Here is a 19,996-nt window from a genome sequence, read left to right as displayed (position 1 = left end):
GGGGCGCCTCATCCGACGACGAAGTTGACGATGCGCCCCGGCACGTAGATCTCGCGGCGGAGGCTCTTGCCGTCGAGGTGACGGGCCACGTTCTCATGCGCGCGGGCGGCGGCGAGCACGGTCTCCTTGTCCGCTCCGGCCGGCACGGTGATCGTCGCCCGCATCTTACCGTTGACCTGCACGGCGATTTTAACGGTGTCTTCCCGGAGATATCGCTCGTCGGCCTCGGGCCACGGCTCATAGGCCAGCGACGCCTCGTGCCCCATGCGACGCCACAACTCCTCGGCGACGTGCGGCGCGAAGGGCGCGAGCAGGAGGACGAACGGCTCGGCCACGGCGCGCGGGATCGCCTCGAGTTTCACGAGTTCGTTGTTCATCTCGATCATCGCGGCGATGGCCGTGTTGAAGCTCAGCCGCTCCAGGTCCTCCGTCACGCGCGCGATGGTTTTGTGGAGCGTGCGCAGGAGCGCCTCCGGCGGCTCGGCGTCGTTCAGGCGGAGCGCGTCCGTGCGGTCGTCGACGAAGTTGCGCCAGACGCGCCGGAGGAAGCGGTGCACCCCCACGATGTCCCGGGTGTTCCACGGCTTCGAGGCTTCGAGCGGGCCGAGGTACATCTCGTAGAGACGAAGCGTGTCGCAGCCGTACTGCTCGTTGACCTCGTCCGGGCTGACGGCGTTCTTCAGGCTTTTGCCCATCTTGCCGTACTCCTGCGTGACCGGCTCGCCTTTGTAGAAAAAGCGGCGGCCGGGCTGATCTTGCACCTCGGTAGCCGGACGCCCCTCCTGATCGACGACCTCCTCGGCAGGGACGGCCACGCCGCGCCGATCCCGGTACGCATAGGCCTGAATGTAGCCCTGGTTGAACAGCTTACCGAACGGCTCCGGCGTGGATACGTGGCCCAGATCATAGAGCACTTTGTGCCAGAAGCGAGCATAGAGCAGGTGCAAAACGGCGTGCTCCGCGCCGCCCACGTAGAGGTCCACGCCGCGAGGCGTCATCCAGTACCGTTCCAGCGCCGGATCGACGAAGCGCTCGTCGTTCTCGTTGTCGATGAACCGCAGGTAATACCAGCACGAGCCGGCCCACTGCGGCATCGTGTTGTACTCGCGCTCGTATCGCACGCCGTCCTTCTCGACGAAGCGCCACGACTCCGGGGCGCGGCTCAGCGGCGGGCGCGGCGGGGCCTCCGGGTCGTCGCCGGCGGAGGGACGGAAGTCCTCCATCTCGGGCAACGGCACCGGCAGGTCCTCCTCGTCCACCGGCACGATGCGTCCGTCGGGCGCATAGAGAATCGGGAACGGCTCGCCCCAGTATCGTTGCCGCGAGAAGAGCCAGTCGCGGAGTTTATAGTTGACCGCGCGCGCGCCGTAGCCGTGTTCTTCCAGCCACGCGATGATTTTTTCTTTGGCCTCGGCGATGGTCAGGCCGTTGAGGAAGCCGCTGTTGATGGCCGGCCCGTCGCCGGTGTACGCCTTGCCCTCGAAGTCCGGCGGCGGCTGCACGGTGCGGATGATGGGCAGGCCGTACGCCTCGGCGAACTCCCAGTCGCGCTCGTCCTGACCGGGGACGGCCATGATCGCGCCCGTGCCGTAGCCCATGAGCACATAGTCGGCGATGAAGATCGGGAGGTCTTTGCCCGTGGCCGGGTTGCGCGCGTAGGTCCCGACGAAGACGCCCGTCTTCTCCCGGGACTCCATCTGCCGCTCCACGTCCGACTTTGCCTCGGCCGCGCGCCGGTATGCTTCGACGGCCTCCTTCGGCGTCGGCGCGCCGCCCGTCCAGCGCTCCGGCGTGCCCTCGGGCCAGGCGTCGGCCGTCAGCTGCTCGACGAGCGGATGCTCGGGCGCGAGCACCATGTACGTCGCGCCGAAGATGGTGTCCGGGCGCGTGGTGAAGACGCGGATCCGCTCTTCCTTTCCGGGCACGGGGAAGTCGATGTTCGCCCCCTCGCTTCGCCCGATCCAGTTCCGCTGCATGAGCTTGATCGGCTCGGGCCAGTCCACGAGCGCGAGGTCCTTTTCGAGGCGTTCGGCGTACGCGGTGATGCGGAGCATCCACTGGCGGAGCGGGCGTTTGTACACCGGATAGTTGCCGCGCTCGCTCCGGCCCTCGTTCGTCACCTCCTCGTTCGCCAGCACCGTGCCGAGGGCCGGGCACCAGTTCACGGGCGCCTCGGCCACGTACGCCAGCCGGTATTGCTGAAGGATCTCCTCCTGCGCCGCCGGCGTCATCTCGTCCCAGTCCGGACGCTCCTTCCGCAGCCGTTCGATGAGGTGCTCGATGGGCCTGGCCCGCTGCGTTTCCTCGTCGAAATAGCTTTTGAACATCTGGAGGAAGATCCACTGCGTCCACTTGAAATACTTCGGGTCGGTGGTGGAGATCATCCGGTCCCAGTCATAGCTCAGCCCGAGGGCCTTGAGCTGCCGGATCATGTTCGCGATGTTCTGCTCCGTGGTGATGCGCGGGTGCACGCCATGCTCGACGGCGTACTGCTCGGCGGGCAGCCCGAAGGCGTCGAAGCCGATCGGGTGGAGCACGTTGAAGCCGCGCATGCGCTTGTACCGCGCCACGATGTCCGTGGCGATGTAGCCGAGCGGGTGCCCCACGTGAAGCCCCACGCCGCTCGGGTATGGAAACATGTCGAGCACGTAAAACTTCTGCCTGTGCTGATCGACGTCGCGCGGCACGTGGAAGGTTTTGTGCGCCTCCCAGTATCGCTGCCACTTCTCCTCGATTTCCTGAAATGAATATCCGGCCATGGCGTGAAAGCTTGCGGGTGTTCGATTCGGCTGCGTAAACGGCGACTTTTCAAAATATGCAAAAAGCCCTGCCTTCTCATGCGGCGGGCCATGCATATTCGGTAAAACGAGGTCCGGTCTCCCGACGGCGGGTCCGGCAACGCGGGCGGGACATACGCCCGGCGCGGCGCAAAGGTTCGCACGCGGACGACGCCTCTCAGCCTTCGGAGAGGACGCCCCGCTCCGTCGTCGCGGCGATGAGTACGGTGCTTTCGAGCGCCGCCACCCGGTCGGCCTGCGTCGCCTGAAACTCGGGCATGGCGACCATCTTCAGGAACGCCGCTCGCGAGGGATACTCGACCATCAGCACGCGGTCCCACCGATCCTCTTCGCCCCCGATGAGGAGTTGGTCCGCCCGGCCCTGCCACAGCAGCCGCCCGCCCACCTGCGCCACGAACGACGCCGCACGCCCGGCATATCGCGCGTACGCCGCCTCTCCGCGCTCACCGTCGTCGGTAGCCGGTCGGAAACGCAGGAGGTTGATCATCACCACCGGCCCGTCGTCCGGGTGCGCCATGAAACGGCGAAGTTCGTCTTCGTTCAGCGAAATCGTTCTCATCGGGAAAGCTCCGTTTGGTGTACGATACGAGGGGGGCGGGGGGTCACGCGGGCTCGGGTTCGTGCAGGCGCACGGCGACGCGCGCGTTGCTGAAGGCGGCGTTGCCGCACAGGGGATCGACGAGGCGCTCGTCGGTCAGGTCGTTGAGGCTCACGCCGGGATGTCGTTCGGCCACGCGCAGGCGCGCGCCCGGCCGGTGGTGCCCCCACCCGTGGGGGAGGCTCACCACGCCCGGCATCATCTCGTCGCTCACCTCGGCGGGGAGGACCACCGCGCCCACGCGCGAGCGCACCTCCACCGGCTGCCCCGACCGGATGCCGCGCGCCTCCGCATCGCGCGGGTGGAGGAGCAGCGTACAGCGCTCTTTTCCCTTCACCAGCCGCTCGGTGTTGTGCATCCACGAGTTGTTGCTCCGGAGCTGCCGCCGGCCGATCAGCATGAGGTCGAACCCGGCGTCCGCCTCCGTCGCCAGCAGTTCGTCCTCGACGCGCTTCACGTCGGCCGCGAGCGCCTCCGGCGCGAGATGGATGCGGCGATCGGAGGTATGGAGACGCTCCGGCAGGCGCGGCACGAGCGGCCCGAGGTCGATGCCGTGCGGCCGGCGCTTCAGCCGTTTCAGGCTCAGCCCGTCTCTCGACAGCTTGCGCCCGCCCCACACGCCGTACGGCCCGCGCCGAAGCCCGAGGTCGAGCATACGCTCCGGCGTCATCCAATCGAACACCTTGCGGCGGAACCACGCGCCCGCGTCTTTCGGACGCCGGCCCGCCTCCATCCGCTTCCGAAGCTCTCGAAGGATCTCCCAGTCGAGCTTCGCGCCCGGCTCCGGCTCGAAGAGCGCGGGCGAATACTTCGCGGTGTTTCGCACGGCGAGGAGGTGAAAGACGAGGTCGTAGTGCGCCGACTCGAGCGTGCCGGCGGGCGGGAGGATGAGGTGGGCGTGGCGGGTGGTCTCGTTGAGATAAGGGTCGATGGACAGCATGAAGTCGAGCTTCGGCAGCGCGCGTTCGAGCCCGGCGCCGTTGGGCGTGGAGAGCACCGGGTTGCCGGCAAAAGTGACGAGCGCCCGGATCTGCCCTTCGCCCCCGGTGAGGATCTCCTCGGCGAGCGTCGCCGCCGGAAGCTCGCCGCCGAACTCCGGCAGCCCCCGCACGCGGCTCTTCCACCGGCCCGGACGCCGCCCCTTCGCCTGCCGCACCACGTCCACCGCAGGCGTGGTGAACATCGCGCCGCCCGGTCGGTCGAGGTTGCCCGTGACGACGTTGACCACGTTGATGAGCCACTGGCACACCGCGCCGAAAGCCTGTGTGGAGACGCCGATGCGGCCGTAGCACACGGCGCGCTCGGCCGAGGCGAACGCCCGCGCCAGCTCCCGCACGGCGGCGGCGTCGATGCCCGTCCGCTCCGCGACGCGCTCCGGGGGGAACGACGCCGCGAGCGCCTCGATGCGCGCCATGCCGTCGGTGAACCCGGCAAGCCGCCCGGGACGCACGAGGCCCTCGGCGAAGAAGGTGTGGAGCATCGCCAGAAGAAGGAGCGCGTCCGTGCCGGGGCGGATGAAGTGGTGCGCGTCGGCCAGCGCGGCGGTCTCGCTCCGGCGCGGGTCCACCACCACCACCTTCCCCCCGCGCGCCCGGATGCCGCGAAGCCGCCGCCGCATGCCGGGCGCCGTCATCAGACTGCCGTTCGAGACGACGGGGTTGGCGCCGAAGATGAGGAAGAAGGCGGTCCGGTCGACGTCGGGCACGGGCAACAAAAGCGGGTGCCCGAACATGAAGTGGGCGGCGTAATGGTGAGGCAGCTGATCGACGGAGGTCGCGGAGAAACGGTTGCGCGTGCGCAGCGAACGGACGAAGGGCGGGGCGAAGAGCATCGCGCCGAGATGATGCACCGTGGGGTTGCCCAGATACACGCCGACGGCGTCACGGCCGTGCGCCGCCTGCACCTCCCGGAGCCGCACGGCGGCCTCGTCGAGGGCTGCTTCCCACGAGACCGCCTCCCAGCCCCGGGAGGTGCGACGGTGCGGCCGGCGCAGCCGGTCGGGATCCTCGTGCACGTCCCGGAGCGCAACCGCCTTCGGACAGACGTGCCCCCGGCTGAACGGGTCCGCTTTGTCCCCCGCGATGCGGCGGATGCGCCCCCCCTCCATCTCGACGGCGATGCCGCACATGGCCTCGCACAGATTGCACGTGCGAAAATGCGTCCCGTTTTTCAGAGCGACGCTCATGCTCGTCCTCCCTGTAATGATACGTCCGCGGTGTTCCGATCCGGACCCGCCGGGGACGAGCGAGCCGGAGAACGGCGGATGTCATGGTACAAAAAAAGCGCATCAAATCCTTCCCGGGCAGCGCCGACGAAAACGACCCGGGGAGCGTGAGGCTCGCCCGGGCCGGGGCCGAAGATTCGGCTGGTTTCGAGAAAGAAGGTCGAAGCGGAGGACCACGCGCTAATTGCCGGTCGCCATGGCGCCCGCCCCGACGATCGAGAGGTCGGGACGATGGACGAGCATGATGCTCTCCACGTTCTCGACGGCGGCATCGAAACTCTTCTGCAGCGCTTTGAACGCCTTCTCGCCATGCACCTCCACCATCAACTGCTCCACCGTCTTCTCCGGACGGGCGAAGTCGGCCATGGATCCGCCGGGGATGACGAGGAACGCATCGTGCGTATCACCGCTCACATTATAGTCCACGTAATGATAGGCGGGGAAGTCGTTTTCGACGATGGCCTTGTGATAGGCGCCGACGCCCTTGACGAACTGCTCCATCATGCCGGGGCGGATGTCAAAGCCGATTACGTTGATGACCCGGGCCTCGGCGGGATCCTCGGGCCAGTATACATTCTCCTCGTCCCCCATCGTGATGGCCGACCGCACGGCGGCAAGGTGAGGCGCCACCGTCGTCTCGTAGTGCCGGTCGGCCGCCGCTCCGTGCTCCCACGTCCGATACGTGTCGAAGTCGGCCCAGGTGTGTTGTCCGGAGCGAGCGATGAGCGTTCCGACTGTCGGCCCGGTAATCACCTCGAAAACGCTCCAGGTCCAGGGGTCGTCGTGCTCCTGACGCCACCGGACATGAGCCGCGAGCGCCGTCTGAAGCGCTTCGGTGTGGCCCATCCTGGGCTACATTTCCCATTGCTGAGCCATGTCGTTCTGGCGCGCCTGAGCGGGCATCGCCATAGCCATGCCGATCAACACGGCAAGCAGGAGAGTTAGGGGATGTTTCATAGGGTTACCTCACGGGTGGAAAGGTTAGAAGCGGTCCGATCCCTTGCCCTCGCCAGGCGGATTCGTCTCATGCCGGGCTGCAAGCAGACGTCCCGGACCGTTTCTTAAGAGCGCGGCCCCGGGGAAAGGGACCGCCGTCGTGACAGCCGGACACGCAGGCTGTATTCCGGTTTGCCCGCAGGATGCGGGCGGGCGTTCCGCGTCACAGGTGCGCGATGCACTTGATCTCGATGAGCAGTTCGGGCATCACCAGCCCGGCGACCTGCACCAGCGTCTGCGAGACTTCGGGGGTTTTTCCGTACGCCTCGGCGCGGATTCCGAACAAGGTCTCGAGGTTCGTCATCGTGGTCTGCCTATCCGTCACGAGCCACATCTCATCGACGATGTGGTCCATCGTCGCGCCGAAGCGGGACAGCACCTCTGCGACGTTGACGTACGCCTGCCGCACCTGCGCGGCAAGATCGCCGGCGCCCACGAGGGCGCCCTCGTCGTCGAGGCTCACCTGTCCCGAGAGATAGAGCGCATCGCCGACCCTGACCCCGTTGGCGATGAAATCCTTGAACGGTCCGAAGCGGGCGACTTCTCTGGTGACGCTCATCGTTTTTCTCCGTGGTTTCCGTTCGCAACCCGCCGGGGGCGCGCATGAGTGAGAGGAGAGGGGGAGAAGGCGCGGCGATGGACCTCGTGGGAGGATTCGCCGGGGCCTCTACCTTCCTAAACGACACTTTCGCGCAATCGGCTCATCACGCGGGCCGGCGAGCCACACGGGCGGGACGAGCGCCCGGATTCCGAAGCGCCCCGGAGCAACGCTCCCATCCGATGCGGGCCGCCGGCGACGACGCGGTTCATGCGCCCGCCGAACCGTCCTTATTTGACGAACTCGACGACGTCGGCCCGTACGGAAATGGTGGGCTTCGTGTAGAAGAAAAGCACGTTTTGCGCGTCGGAGTCGAAGCGCACGTTGACCAGCGCCAGACTCCGCCCCTCGACGTCGCCATGTGCCTCGGCGAAGTTCTGCCACAGGTTTTCCAGCGCGGACTGATACAACAGGCGGTCTCCGCCGAGGGGAATCAGCGCCAGGGTTTGCATCTCCCCGCGCTGAGCCACACTGAAGCCGAACAGATATTCCGCCGATGCTTCCCCATGCACGTTCGTGGCGACGACCCGATAATTATCCTTCGAGAGCTCCACGTTGGTCAGGTTGGCGGCGTTGAATACGCCCGTGCTCGCGCATCCCGTCAACGCCGTCAGAACGAGGGCGATTCCCCCCAGGCAAATCATCTTTTTCACGTCCGTTTCCTCCATGATTCATGAACTCTCGACCGGTCGATCATGCCCTCCACAGCCACGACGCCCACGCTTTTTCTACCGTACACGTCTTAGCCTCAGCTTCAATACAGCGGAGCCCGCTTCATTGAGGGAAAAGCATCCTCATGAGCTTCATTCGAGGCGCCGAAAAAAAAGATTCGGTGGTGCGCACCCCGCGCCGGCGACGCGGCGTCCCTTCAGGCTTTTGCGCCGCCCGAGCGTCGCTCCCTGCGCCTTCGAAGCATCGAGCGGAGCCCCGTATAGACGAGACACATCGCCGAGGCGGCAACGGCAACTTGCACGAAGGTCGGGACCAGCCAACTCATCGCCGTATCGTATACAAACGTCCAGTTTGTCCCCTCCGCGCCCCGAAAAATGCCGCCGGGATTTTCGATCCATTCCCGGAGCGTCATGAACAACGTGACGAAGAACGCGGCCAGTGCGCCGGAAACGAGCCCGAAAGCCCAGAATGATCGCGCCTGGAAAGAGAACGGCCTTTTCATGAGATTCAACCCGTGGGCCTTCGTGGGCGCGGCGTCATCCGAGGTGGGGCAGATAGCGTTCGCGCAGAATCTTCGTGTGATGAATGGCGTGGCCCGCCGTCACGTATGCCAGCGCCCGCACCGAGAAGGGATGGCCGCTCGCGATGCCGCGTCGCTCCCAGGCTTCCGCCGACAGCGACCGAAAGAACGACAGGGTGGAAGCCCGAACGGCCTCGAACTCCTCCACGTGGCTCTCCCACGGACGGTCATCGGCGCGAGCCGCCTCTGCCGCGACGTCCTGATCGAAACCCGGCAGGGGTTCCTCGTGCCCACGGGCAAACCAGAACGCGCGGCTCACGAGCAGGCGTTCACAATCGGTGATGTGGTTGGCGACGTCCCGAATGCTCCATTTGCCCGGCGCATAACGATACAGCGACTCGGAGGTGGAGAGGCCGCGAAAGAGCGCGAGCGTCTCCCGTCCCCGGGCTTCGAGCACCTCGAGAACGTCGCCTTCCGGGACCTGGTCGATGTAGGTCAGATAGTACGCTCCGATCTCGCCGGGATGAGGTCTTTCCGTCATGGGATATCCTGTCGGTTAGCGGAAAAATAGCGGGCCGATGCGCGCGTTCGTTGCGCGCGGCAACCCCGTCGATATGACCCGTCACGGGGAAGGCGCGCGCGGGGCCATCTGCAACGCGAGGAAACGCCAGGCGTCGTGTTCCTTCGTATAGGTGGCGGTGTATCGCAGGCGCGACACCTTCTCGCCCCCGCCTTTGGAGGCAAAACGCAGTTCCGTCGTCCCAAAGATCACGGCCGTCGCCCCCGCCACCACGATGCTCCGCTCCGAGATCGTCTGCCCCGTCATGTTCCAGCCGACGACCATTTCGATCAGGTCCTCCTTCCCGGACGTCGTCCCGTCACTGGCGTTGAACACGAAGCGGTCGTCCACGATGCGGCGGATCGCCGCCTCGTCGCTGTGGATCTCGGCCTGAACGTACGCGTCTTCCGCCGCCAGTACGCGTTGCGCTTCGGCGGCGTTGTCTGCGGCGGAATCGCCCCGGCAAGCCGGGAGGAGAAACAGCATACCCGTCACGGCCGCCCACATTCTTCTATTCATGGTCGCGTGCGCTCCAGCATGGTTTGTGTTCGAACGTTTCGCCGAAGGAGCCCCGGCGTGAGGCGGATCAGGGGCCGCCCGATGCAGGCGCCGCGCGCTCCGGCTTGCCCCACGCCTGGTAGAGGGTTCGGAGGTCTTCCCCGGCCCGCTTCGCCTCGGCCGGTGAACCGGCTGACTCGAAGCGCGAGCGGGAAGCCAACAGCAGCGTTTCGGCCTCCGCAAACTGCCCGGTTTTGATGAGCACCTCGGCGAGTCGGTTGCGGCTCCGGGCTACGTCTATGTGGTCTTCCCCCTGGAGCTTGATGCGCATCTCCAGGGCTTCGCGCAGCTTTTGCTCGGCCTCGCCATACTGCCCGAGGTACGTGAGGAGTTCGCCTGTAAGGTGCATGTCGCGCGCGATATTGGGGTGTTCTTTTCCGTAAACGGCGCGCCACATTGCCAGGGCTTCCCGCCGTGACGCCAGGGCTTCCGCATACGCGCCCTGCCTGGAAAGCAACGTTGAAAGAGCGCCGAGATCTCCGGCAATCCGGGGATGCGTAGGTCCAAAGCGCTTCCGGTTGAAGGCGAGAGCCTTGCGGCGGAGCGAGTCGGCCGCTTCGTAATTGCCCGTTTTCGAATAAAGCCGGGCCAGGCCATCGATCACGGTAACCGTCCGGGGATGCTCGTCGCCAAGGGTCTCCCGCTGAATCGCCAGGGCTTCCATCAACAATGACTCGGCTTCATCATAGGCTCCTTTGGTGATGAGGACATTCGCGAGAGAGGTCAGACCGGAAGCGATCAGCGGGTGATCGGCTTCGTACAGCGTTCGCCGCATCGCCAGGGATTCGCGGAATAAAGCTTCCGCCTTTGCAGGATTTCCGGACCGCCGCTGCAGGATGGCCCGGTTTCTCAGGGTCGTGGCAAGGTGAGGATGCACCGCACCGTACATCTGGGACAAGATGTCCAGCACCTCCTGATAGAGCGAGTCGGCTTCTTCGTACTTGCCGAGGCTGGTGAAGACCAACGCCAGGTTGTTGAGGCTTGCCGCCAGGTCCTCCCGGTTGGCTTCGGGCAAGGCCCGCTGAATGGCCAACGACGCCGCGTGGAGCGACTCGGCCGCGGCATAATCGCCCCGGCTATAGGCGGACAGGCCCATGTCGGTCAAAAGAACGGCTTCTTCGTCGCGCGCAGGTTTCGGGAGCCGATGCATGACTTCCAGCGATCGACGATACAGGGAATCGGCCGCCTGAACGTTGCCGAGCAGCCTCATGGCTTCGCCCATCATGTGCAGACCCTTCGCCACCGATTCGTGCTCCTCGCCGTAGCGTTGCACACGCTGGTCGAGCGCTTTCTGCCACATCGACAGGGAGGCTTCATACATCCCGAGCCCCGAATAAACGTCTCCGATCACGCCCAACATCTCAGCCAGGACTTCCGGTTGATCCCCCAGTTCGGCTTCAAGCCGCTCGGCGCCCCGGTCCAGCAATGCGCGCGCCGTCAGCGTCTCCCCGAGATTTTCCGAAGGGTTCGACACCTCGAAGAGGCTCTGTAGAAACTCGGCGATCTCCTGCGCCTTCACCGCCGCCGCATGCTCGCGGTCTCGCGCCTGCGTCAGGCGCAGCGTATAGAACCCGATGAGGGCCGAGACCAACAGCGTGAGGACGGCGGTCGTCGCCACGCCGGTGCGATGTCGCCGGACGAACTTTCGCACCCGGTAGCCGAGGCTGTCGGGCTGTGCCCGGACCGGCAGTCCCGTCCGATGCCGCCGGATGTCTTCGGAGAACATCTCCACCGACCCGTAGCGGCGCTCGGGTTCGGGGCGCAAGGCCTTGAGGCAGATCACGTCGAGGTCGCCCGAGAGCTTTCGGCGGAGCTTCCCCGGCTCCGTGCCCCGCGCCCGGCTGATCGTCTCGGCGGTGTCGGGCTCTCGCAGGGCGCGATCCACCGCACTCGAGGGCCGCTCGGGCTCCGTCGTGACGGTCGTCGATGCCGGTGCGGGGTCCCCGTACGGGCGTTGACCGGCCAGCAGCTCATAGAGCACCACCCCCAGCGAGTAGATGTCCGACGAGGTCCCGACCACTTCCCCGCGCAGCTGCTCCGGCGAGGCATAGCCCGGCGTGAGCACCCGCATGCCGGCCTGCGTCAGACGGGTTCCGTCTTCGCGCTCCTCCAGCAGCCGGGCGATGCCGAAGTCGAGGAGTTTCACCGTACCCTCCGCCGTCACCAGGATGTTTTCCGGCTTCAGGTCGCGGTGGACGACCAGGTTGGCGTGCGCGTAGAGCACCGCCTTGCAGACCGTCACGAAGAGATCCAGCCGCGCATCGATCGACAGGTGGTGGGCGTCGCAGTACCGGTCGATGGGCTGTCCGTCGACGTATTCCATCACGAAGTAGGGGCGTCCCTCGTCCGTCACGCCGCCATCGAGCAGGCGGGCGATGTGCGGGTGCTGGAGTCGGGCCAGAATCCGGCGTTCGGCTTCGAAGCGGCGCACGATCAGCGCGGTGTCCATGCCACGTTTGATGAGCTTGAGCGCCACCCGCTGATCGAACACCCCGTCGGCCCGCTCGGCCAGATAGACGAGCCCCATCCCCCCTTCGCCGACCAGCCGCAGCAGCCGATAAGGCCCGACCCGGGTCCCCTCCGGCAAGCGATCGTCGGCCCATGCCGACACGTCGATCCCCTCCAGCGCATGGCCCTCCAGAAACGACCCGGACTGCCCGTCGGCCTCCAGCAGGGAGGCGACCTCCTGCAAGAGGTCGGCGTCGCCCCCGCAGGCCTCACGCAGGTAGGCATCGCGCTCGACGACGGCGCGCGCCAGCGTGGCTTCAAAAAGGGCCTGTACCTGCTCCCAGCGCTCCGGCGTCATGGACATCGTTCAACCGTCTTCTGATAGTTCTCTAAGCAACCAGGCCTTGGCGATGCGCCAGTCCCGTCGAACGGTGGGCGTCGAGACCTCCAGCGCCCCGGCAATCTCTTCGTGCGTCAACCCCCCGAAGAAGCGGTACGTGACCACCCGGCTCTGCCGCGGGCTGATGACCTCGAGCCGTTCCAGCGCTTCGTCGAGCGCGAGCAACGCCTCGGCCCGGGTACCTCCCCCGCCCATCAGCGCCTCATCGAACGTAGCCGGAACCATCCCGCCGCCGCGCTTCTGGGCGCGTTGCCGATGCACATAGTTGATGACGATCTGGCGCATCGCCAGGGCGGCCACCGCAAGAAAATGCGCCCGATCCTTCCACGTCGCCTCCTGCTGATTGACCAGCTTGAGGTATGCCTCGTGAACCAGCGCGGTCGTGTTCAGCGTCGCGCCCGCCCGCCCGCCGCGAAGCTGCCGCCGGGCCAACCCCCGCAGCTCCTCGTAGACCAGCGGCATCAGCGCGCCCGCCGCTTCCGGCCGGCCCCCGCCCATCGCGACAAGCAATGCGGTCACTTGATCCTTTGAACCCGACATGATGGGTATCGATACGGTGAAAGGCGTCCCTCAACCCCCCGCGCTCTTGCACAGGGAGCAACGCAGGAATTAAAGGATTCCTCCCGGCAAAGCAAAGTTTTACAAGCGAAAACCAGGACTCCGAACGCCCACCGGCCCTCCCCGAAAAGCGCGCGCGAACGTCGGGCCTTCCGAAGCGGCGACGGCCCGGACGAACCGTTTCCATACACCGTTCCTGCATAGAAACAGCAAAACCACGCGAGAGCGATCACGTCCCGCGAGTTTTTCTCCCGCTTCTTCAAATTCCTCGCGCGACACGAAACGGAAGACGCGCAAGCCCGGAAAAAAAATTTGCGCCCCCCTTATCACTTTGGCGACCGGATGCTGTGTTAGGAGGAGAGAATCAAGGCGGTGAGCGCTGTCTTCCAACCTCCAACGAACAACCATTCAATTGAGGAATGATCATGAAACGGCAACAAAAAACGTCCCTCTTCCCCCGAACGATACTGCGACGCGCCTCTGCGCTGCTCCTTTTTGTTCTTTCCCTGAGCCTGACCGCTTGCGTAGACAACGTGACCGGCGTCGACGGGGATGACAACGAAACCCCGGACCCGACACCCCGGGAAACGACCTTCCTTCTGGAAGTGACCACCCACTACATCGAGGTCAACGGATCCTGCGACAAGGTGCTCGGCCAGGCCACTCAGGGTGAGTTTCAGTACCGATACGAGTTCACCGGCGAAGGAGAAGTGGAATCGCTGGAAAGCCAGGGTTTCGATTCGAGACTGGGCGTCGTAACCGGACGCGTGGCCGGTCAATTCATCGACTTCGACGACGAGACCTATACCTGGCGCAAAACGGGGGAAGCTCCGACGCTCAGCGTAACCCTGTACGGGACGGAGTGGGACGGCCCGGTGCGCGACAGCCGGATGAGTCGCCGCCACGGCTCGAAGACCGTACCTTTCGAACAGGGTTCGACCGTGCGTTCCATCACCATCGGCGCCAGCAAAGAGTGCCAGATCGTCCTTCAGTATACAGCGGCAGGGCGCACCGTGACCACGTGACCTCATCCGCGTGAGCCCTGCCGACGCGTGAACCCGGGCAGACGGGCGAACCCGGCAAGCGTTTCCCGTCTGCCCGGCATACGTGGGCCTCCGGTTGTCGCCGGGGGCCCATTCTTTTACCGGACCGCTCCCCGTCGCGCGGCTCCGGTCAAACCACGGAAGGCCGGCCGCGTCGACTTCTTCGGGAACCGAATCACGTCTCTTCGCGATGCCGGAAACGCCGCGAGTCGATCCGAAACCGGCGCTTGATTCCGGTCGGCGCGCCGCGTGTGAGGCGACGGCCTTTCGACTCCGCACGGGGGAGGTCTCGTGGGAAACGAAGGCATCTTCGACGATGACGCTCCTCTCACGGCGAGCCCCCAACGCACCGGGAGCGCCGGGAACCACGCGGCGAGATCGTCTTTGAACGATTCCTCATCATGCCTTAACGGGAGGCGCTTGTGCTAAGTCCTTTTTCTCCTGTAATTTTGCGCCTCTCGAACCCTTGTCCAACAAAGAGCCCCGAAGACGCTCTGGTCTGATCCCCCCGGAGGCGCGCTTCCGTCGTTCGTCGTGCGCGTCTCGTAAAAACGGCAACCACACGCAATACGACAGCGCCGGGTCTCAGGCTCGTCCGCAGACGGGCACGCCAGAGGTTTTTTGGGGGCCATCGTCATAAAGGTGTTTCTCATGGAAAAGAAGTCCAGTTTTGCCCTTCAGAGTCTGCTCGTGATTCTGGTGCTGAACGCCGTTCTGATTGCGGCGATCTATCTCGTTGCCGGGGAGGCGTTGGCGGGCAAGGGCCTGCTCGTCCTCGGCGTCGGCGCGGTGGTCACGCTGGCGCTGTGGGGCGCGGTCCAACAGCTCGTCCGGAAGCTCGGCGCGGGCGCGCCGTCGGAGCTTCCGAAGCCGGCGTCGAAACCGGCGCCGAAGGCGCTGCCGGAACAGCCCTCCGAGGCCTCGGCGCTCCAGCTGTTGTCCATCCTTCAGCGCGAGGGACGCCTGATCGACTTTTTGCAGGAGGACCTCAGCCGGTACGATGACGCGCAGATCGGCGCGGCGGTGCGGAGCATCCACGAGGGCTGCAAGCGCGCGCTCGAAACACACGTCACGCTGGAGCCGATCTACGACGTGCCGGAAGGCAGCGTCGTCACCGTCGCCCCCGACTTCGACGCCCGCGCCGTCCGGCTCTCGGGCAACATCGCCGGGGACCCGCCGTTCAAGGGCGCGCTCCGCCATCGGGGGTGGCGCGTGACCCGGATCGACCTGCCGAAGCTCATGCAGGCGAAGGATCGCGTCCTCGCGCCCGCCGAGGTGGAAGTCGCGTGACGAAGAGCGACCGGGACTTCAGGGAAGGAATCCTCCGGACGAGAGACCCGGCGCTCGCCTGTGCAACCCATCCGAGAAGACCTTGAGCACATCGAAATACATCGTCGGCATCGACCTCGGGACCACGCATTGCGTCGTGGCCTTCACGAGGGCCGACGCCGACCCGCTCGAAACGCCGGAGATCCACCTCTTCGAGATCCCGCAGGTGGTGAGTCCGGGCGAAGTGAAGGCGCTGCCGCTTTTGCCGTCGTTCCTGTTTTTGCCCGGCCCGCACGACGTGCCCGAGGGCGCTCTGGCGCTGCCGTGGGACCCCGACGTGGACTATGCCGTGGGCGTCTACGCCCGTGAGCGCGGCGCGGAGATCCCGAACCGGCTCGTCGCCTCGGCGAAGTCGTGGCTGTGTCATACGGGGGTGGACCGCACCGCGCCCATCCTGCCGTGGGACGCCCCGCCGGACGCCCGCCGCATCTCGCCGGTGGAGGCCGCCACGCGCTACCTCGAACACCTCCGCAAAGCCTGGAACCATTTCATGGCGGCGGACGACCCCGAGGCGCGCCTCGAACGTCAGGAGCTCTACCTCACCGTCCCCGCCTCGTTCGACGCCGTGGCGCGGGAGCTCACGGTGCAGGCTGCCCAACACGCCGGGCTGACGAACCTGACGCTCCTCGAAGAGCCGCAGGCCGCCTTCTACGCCTGGATCGAGGCGCAGGGCGACGCGTGGCGCGAGACCATCTCCGTCGGCGAATCCATCCTCGTCTGCGACGTCGGCGGAGGAACGACCGACTTCAGCCTCATCGAGGTCGTGGAGGAGGACGGCAACCTCGACCTGCGTCGCGCCGCCGTCGGCGACCACATCCTCCTCGGCGGCGACAACATGGACCTGACGCTTGCCTATGCCGTCCGGGCCCGGCTCGCACAAAGCGGCACGAACCTCGACGCCTGGCAGTTCCGCGGCCTCGTGCACAGTTGCCGGAAGGCGAAGGAGCGCCTCCTGAGCAACCCCGACCTCGACGCCGAGCCGGTGGTCGTCCTCGGACGCGGCTCCTCGCTCATCGGCGGCGCCCTTCGCACCGAGCTGACCCGGAAGGAGATCGAGACGATCCTCGTCAACGGCTTCTTCCCGCAGACCGAGGCGCACGAGTTTCCGCAGCGGAAGCCGCGCATGGGCATGCGCGAGATGGGGCTGCCGTATGAGTCCGACCCCGCCATCACGCGGCATCTCGCCTATTTCCTGAACCGGCAGGTGGCCGCCGAGGGCGAGGCGGGCACGGCCTTCCCGAGCGCCGTCCTCTTCAACGGCGGCGTGATGAAGGCGGGCATCCTTCAGGAACAGGTGCTCGCGGCGCTCCGCCGGTGGAGCGGCAACGATGCGCTCCGCGCCCTCCCCTCGGCCGACCTCGATCAGGCCGTGGCCCTCGGCGCGACGTATTACGGGCTGGCCCGCAAGGGCCGCGGCATCCGCATCCGCGCGGGCACGGCACAGACGTACTACATCGGCGTCGAGAGCGCAATGCCCGCCGTGCCCGGCATCCCGACGCCCGTCAAGGCGCTGTGCGTGGCGCCTTTCGGCATGGAGGAAGGCTCCGAAGCCGAGATCCGAAGCAAAGAGTTCGGCCTCGTCGTCGGCGAGGACGCCGTCTTCTCCCTCCTGGCCTCGAACACCCGGAAGAGCGACCACGTAGGCGAGATCGTCGAGGACTGGGGCGGAGAGATTCACGAGGTCGTGACGATGGAGGCCGTGCTGCCCGCCACCGACGATCAGGCGGGCGGGACGATCATCCCGGTATGGCTCCTGAGCCGCGTCACCGAGATCGGCACCCTCGAGCTCTGGTGCGTCGCCCGCGACGGCGACCGGCGGTGGAAGCTCGAATTCAACCTCCGGGAAGCCCGCGAGGCGGACGCGGCGGAACCGCACGGATCGTGACCCGGCCCGGCGGAAAGCGACCCGGCGCCTCTCAGCCGAAACCCGCAACGTGAACGACGTGGAACACCCTCTCGAAGCCGAAGACACGCCTTTCCGATACGTCATCGGGGTGGACCTGGGCACCACCAACTCGGCGGTGGCCTACGTCGACCTCGGCGAACGCGGGGCGAAACGGCGGATCCGCTTCTTCGAGCCGCCGCAGCTCGTCGCGCCGGGAGAGATCGCGCCGCACCCGGTGTTGCCCTCGTTCCTCTACCTGCCGGGGGCATACGACCTTCCGCCCGGCAGCACCGCCTTGCCGTGGGACCCGGAGCGGGCGTACGCCGTGGGCGTCTTCGCGCGGGAGCAGGGCGCGCGCGTGCCGGGGCGGCTCGTGGCCTCGGCGAAGTCGTGGCTGAGCCATGCCGCCGTGGACCGCACCGCCGCCATCCTGCCCTGGGGCGCGCCCGGAGGCGTCCCGAAGGTCTCGCCCGTCGAGGCCGGCCGCCGGTATCTCCTGCATCTCCGCGAGGCGTGGAACTTCGCCGTCGCCGAAGGCCGCGACGGCTTCCGCTTCGAAGAACAGCTCGTCGTGCTCACCGTCCCCGCCTCCTTCGACGAGGTGGCCCGCGAACTGACCCTCGAAGCCGCCCGACAGGCAGGGTTGCCCCGCGTCGTCCTGCTCGAAGAACCCCTCGCGGCCTTCTACGCCTGGCTCTCGGCGCATGAAGCCCACTGGCAAGACGACATGGCCGACGGCCGGCTCATCCTCGTCTGCGACGTCGGCGGCGGGACGACCGACTTCTCGATCATCGGCGTCAAAGCGGGGGCGCGCGGCCTCCGGTTCGACCGCCTCGCCGTCGGCGATCACCTGCTCCTCGGCGGCGACAACATGGATCACGCGCTGGCGCGCCACCTCGAAACCCAACTGATGGGGCGACCCGGCAAGCTCGAGGCCCGGCGCTGGCATCAGCTCGTCCACGAGTGCCGGAAAGCGAAGGAAAAGCTCCTCGGCGCGCCCGAGGCGCACGATGCCGTGGACGTCACCCTCATGGGAGAGGCGGGCAAGCTCATCGCCGGCACGCTCAAGGGCACGCTCACCCGCGACGACGTGCACCGGCTCCTCCTCGAAGGCTTCTTCCCCGACGTGCCGCCCGACGCCGCTCCGGAGACGAGCCGCCGCGGCGGGCTCACCGAACTGGGCCTGCCCTACGAGCACGACCCCGCCGTCACCCGCCACCTCACCGCGTTCTGGCATCGCTTTGCGGACTATCTCAAAGAGGAGACCGGCCGCGACGACGTCTATCCCGACTTCGTCCTTTTCAACGGCGGCGCGCTTGCCCCCGCGCCGCTCCGCGAGCGGCTCCGGCGCATCATCGGCGGGTGGTTTCGCGAGGCGGCGGGCGAGGGATGGACACCCGAGGAGCTCGCCAACCCGCGCCCCGACCTCGCCGTGGCCGCCGGCGCGGCGTATTACGGCAAGGTGCGACTGGGCGAAGGCGTGCGCGTCGGGAGCGGCAGCCCGCGCGCCTATTACGTCGTCGTCACGTCGGACGAACGGACCGACGACGACGCCTACACCGCCGTATGCCTGGCCCCGCGCGGCATGGAAGAAGGCGCGGAGGCCCACCTCGACGCCCCCGGCTTCCTCGCCCGCACGAACCAGCCCGTCGCTTTTCAGCTCATCACCTCCAGCACCCGCCTCGGCGACCGGCTCGGCGAGGTCGTGCGGCTCTCGCCCGAAGAGGTGACCGTACTCCCGCCCATCCGCACGGTGCTCCGGTACGGCAAGAAAGGCGCCGTCACGGAGTTGCCCGTCCGGCTCGCCGTGCGCCTCACCGAGGTCGGCACGCTCGAACTGTGGTGCCTCGCCGAGCAGACGGAGCACCGGTGGCGGCTCCAGTTCGACGTGCGCCGCGAAGCCGCGCCCGAGGAGACCGGCGCGCCCCTCGAAGCCACCCTCGACGAAACCCTCGTCGAACGCGCCGAGGCCGTCATCCGCGAGGTCTTCGAGACGGGCGACGACCCGGCCCCGCTCCGCCGACGCCTCGAAACGGCGCTCGAGCTGCCGCGCGCCGAGTGGCCGCTCCCGCTCCTGCGCAAGCTCGCCGACACCATCCTCGCCGCCCCGCGCGACCGCAGCGCGGCGCACGAGGCGCGGTGGCTCAACCTCCTCGGCTATTGCCTGCGCCCCGGCTTCGGCGACCCCATGGACGACCTGCGCATGCGGCGCGTGTGGGCACTCTGGCTCGAAGGACCAACCTTCGCCGAAAAGGCGCAGTCCCGCTTCGAGTGGTGGGTCTTCTGGCGACGCGTGGCCGGGGGACTGACGGCGACCCGGCAGGAGCAGGTCTATCACGAGGTGCGCCCGTATCTCCAGCCGAAGGTGCGCACGGGCAAGGCCCACCGCTTCATCCCCCGCCGCATGGAGCCCCGCGAGTGGATGGAGATGTGGATGGCCATGGCGAGCCTCGAACGCCTCCCGGCCGACCTCAAGGCCAACCTCGGACGGTGGCTCCTCGCCGCGCACTTCAAGAAAGGGCTCGCGCCGCACAAGATGGCGTGGTGGTCGCTCAGCCGCATCGGCGCGCGCCGACCCATCTACGGCCCGCTCGACGGCGTCGTGCCCCCGGCGGAGGTGACGACGTGGTTCAAGACCATCTTCAACGTTCGGCTCGAACGCAAGGAATACGTGGCGCACGCGCTCGTCCGGCTCGCCCGCCGCACCGGCGACCGCGCACGCGACCTGCCCGAGTCCGTCGTCAACCGCGTCGCCCGGTGGCTGACCCGCGTCCCCGGCGGCGCGCACTTCCGCGAACGCCTGCTCAACC

General features: G+C 66.9%; 15 protein-coding genes. 4 read left to right on the top strand and 11 right to left on the bottom strand.

Going from position 1 to position 19,996, the window contains the following annotated elements; all coding sequences use genetic code 11:
- Positions 1–8: 8 nt before the first annotated feature.
- From leuS to AC1HIY_RS10085, 11 genes are all read right to left on the bottom strand, one after another.
- Complete coding sequence (gene leuS / locus AC1HIY_RS10135) at positions 9–2,759, bottom strand: leucine--tRNA ligase (RefSeq protein ID WP_479576615.1); 2,751 nt, start codon at positions 2,757–2,759, stop codon at positions 9–11.
- Positions 2,760–2,955: 196 nt separating this feature from the next.
- Positions 2,956–3,357, bottom strand: coding sequence for a DUF1330 domain-containing protein (locus AC1HIY_RS10130; RefSeq protein WP_479576614.1), 402 nt, complete (start codon positions 3,355–3,357; stop codon positions 2,956–2,958).
- 43 nt (positions 3,358–3,400) lie between these two features.
- Positions 3,401–5,581, bottom strand: coding sequence for a molybdopterin dinucleotide binding domain-containing protein (locus AC1HIY_RS10125; protein WP_479576613.1), 2,181 nt, complete (start codon positions 5,579–5,581; stop codon positions 3,401–3,403).
- A 219-nt stretch (positions 5,582–5,800) separates the two neighbouring features.
- Positions 5,801–6,466, bottom strand: a complete 666-nt coding sequence (locus tag AC1HIY_RS10120) for a hypothetical protein (protein ID WP_479576612.1) — start codon at positions 6,464–6,466, stop codon at positions 5,801–5,803.
- A gap of 313 nt (positions 6,467–6,779) precedes the next feature.
- Positions 6,780–7,175 carry a RidA family protein gene (locus AC1HIY_RS10115; RefSeq protein WP_479576611.1) on the bottom strand — a complete coding sequence of 132 codons (396 nt, stop codon included), beginning with the start codon at positions 7,173–7,175 and terminating at the stop codon, positions 6,780–6,782.
- A gap of 269 nt (positions 7,176–7,444) precedes the next feature.
- Positions 7,445–7,858, bottom strand: a complete 414-nt coding sequence (locus AC1HIY_RS10110; RefSeq protein ID WP_479576677.1) for a DUF6567 family protein — start codon at positions 7,856–7,858, stop codon at positions 7,445–7,447.
- Positions 7,859–8,082: 224 nt separating this feature from the next.
- Complete coding sequence (locus tag AC1HIY_RS10105) at positions 8,083–8,388, bottom strand: hypothetical protein (protein WP_479576610.1); 306 nt, start codon at positions 8,386–8,388, stop codon at positions 8,083–8,085.
- A gap of 34 nt (positions 8,389–8,422) precedes the next feature.
- On the bottom strand, positions 8,423–8,947 hold the full coding sequence (locus AC1HIY_RS10100; protein ID WP_479576609.1) for a DinB family protein: 525 nt from the start codon (positions 8,945–8,947) through the stop codon (positions 8,423–8,425).
- Between the two features lie 81 nt (positions 8,948–9,028).
- Positions 9,029–9,484, bottom strand: coding sequence for a nuclear transport factor 2 family protein (locus AC1HIY_RS10095; protein ID WP_479576608.1), 456 nt, complete (start codon positions 9,482–9,484; stop codon positions 9,029–9,031).
- 67 nt (positions 9,485–9,551) lie between these two features.
- A complete protein-coding gene (locus AC1HIY_RS10090; protein ID WP_479576607.1) occupies positions 9,552–12,335 on the bottom strand; it encodes a serine/threonine-protein kinase in 2,784 nt (927 codons plus the stop codon).
- A 3-nt stretch (positions 12,336–12,338) separates the two neighbouring features.
- A complete protein-coding gene (locus AC1HIY_RS10085; RefSeq protein WP_479576606.1) occupies positions 12,339–12,890 on the bottom strand; it encodes a sigma-70 family RNA polymerase sigma factor in 552 nt (183 codons plus the stop codon).
- Between the two features lie 464 nt (positions 12,891–13,354).
- Here AC1HIY_RS10085 and AC1HIY_RS10080 point away from each other — a divergent pair, with 464 nt between their 5' ends.
- The 4 genes from AC1HIY_RS10080 to AC1HIY_RS10065 form a co-directional block, all read left to right on the top strand.
- Positions 13,355–13,954 (top strand): hypothetical protein, encoded by a 600-nt coding sequence (locus tag AC1HIY_RS10080; RefSeq protein ID WP_479576605.1) that lies wholly within the window; start codon positions 13,355–13,357, stop codon positions 13,952–13,954.
- A 669-nt stretch (positions 13,955–14,623) separates the two neighbouring features.
- The gene (locus tag AC1HIY_RS10075) at positions 14,624–15,262 is read left to right on the top strand and encodes a DUF2760 domain-containing protein (RefSeq protein ID WP_479576604.1); all 639 of its coding nucleotides are present in this window, start codon (positions 14,624–14,626) and stop codon (positions 15,260–15,262) included.
- 82 nt (positions 15,263–15,344) lie between these two features.
- A complete protein-coding gene (locus AC1HIY_RS10070) occupies positions 15,345–17,186 on the top strand; it encodes an Hsp70 family protein (protein ID WP_479576603.1) in 1,842 nt (613 codons plus the stop codon).
- A gap of 58 nt (positions 17,187–17,244) precedes the next feature.
- Positions 17,245–19,996 (top strand): Hsp70 family protein (locus AC1HIY_RS10065; protein ID WP_479576602.1); only part of this gene is annotated, 2,752 nt, incomplete at its 3' end.

The sequence above is a fragment of the Rhodocaloribacter sp. genome (assembly GCF_056451265.1).
The sequence above is the reverse complement of the archived record's forward strand: the minus strand, read 5'-3'. Positions and strand labels throughout refer to the sequence as shown.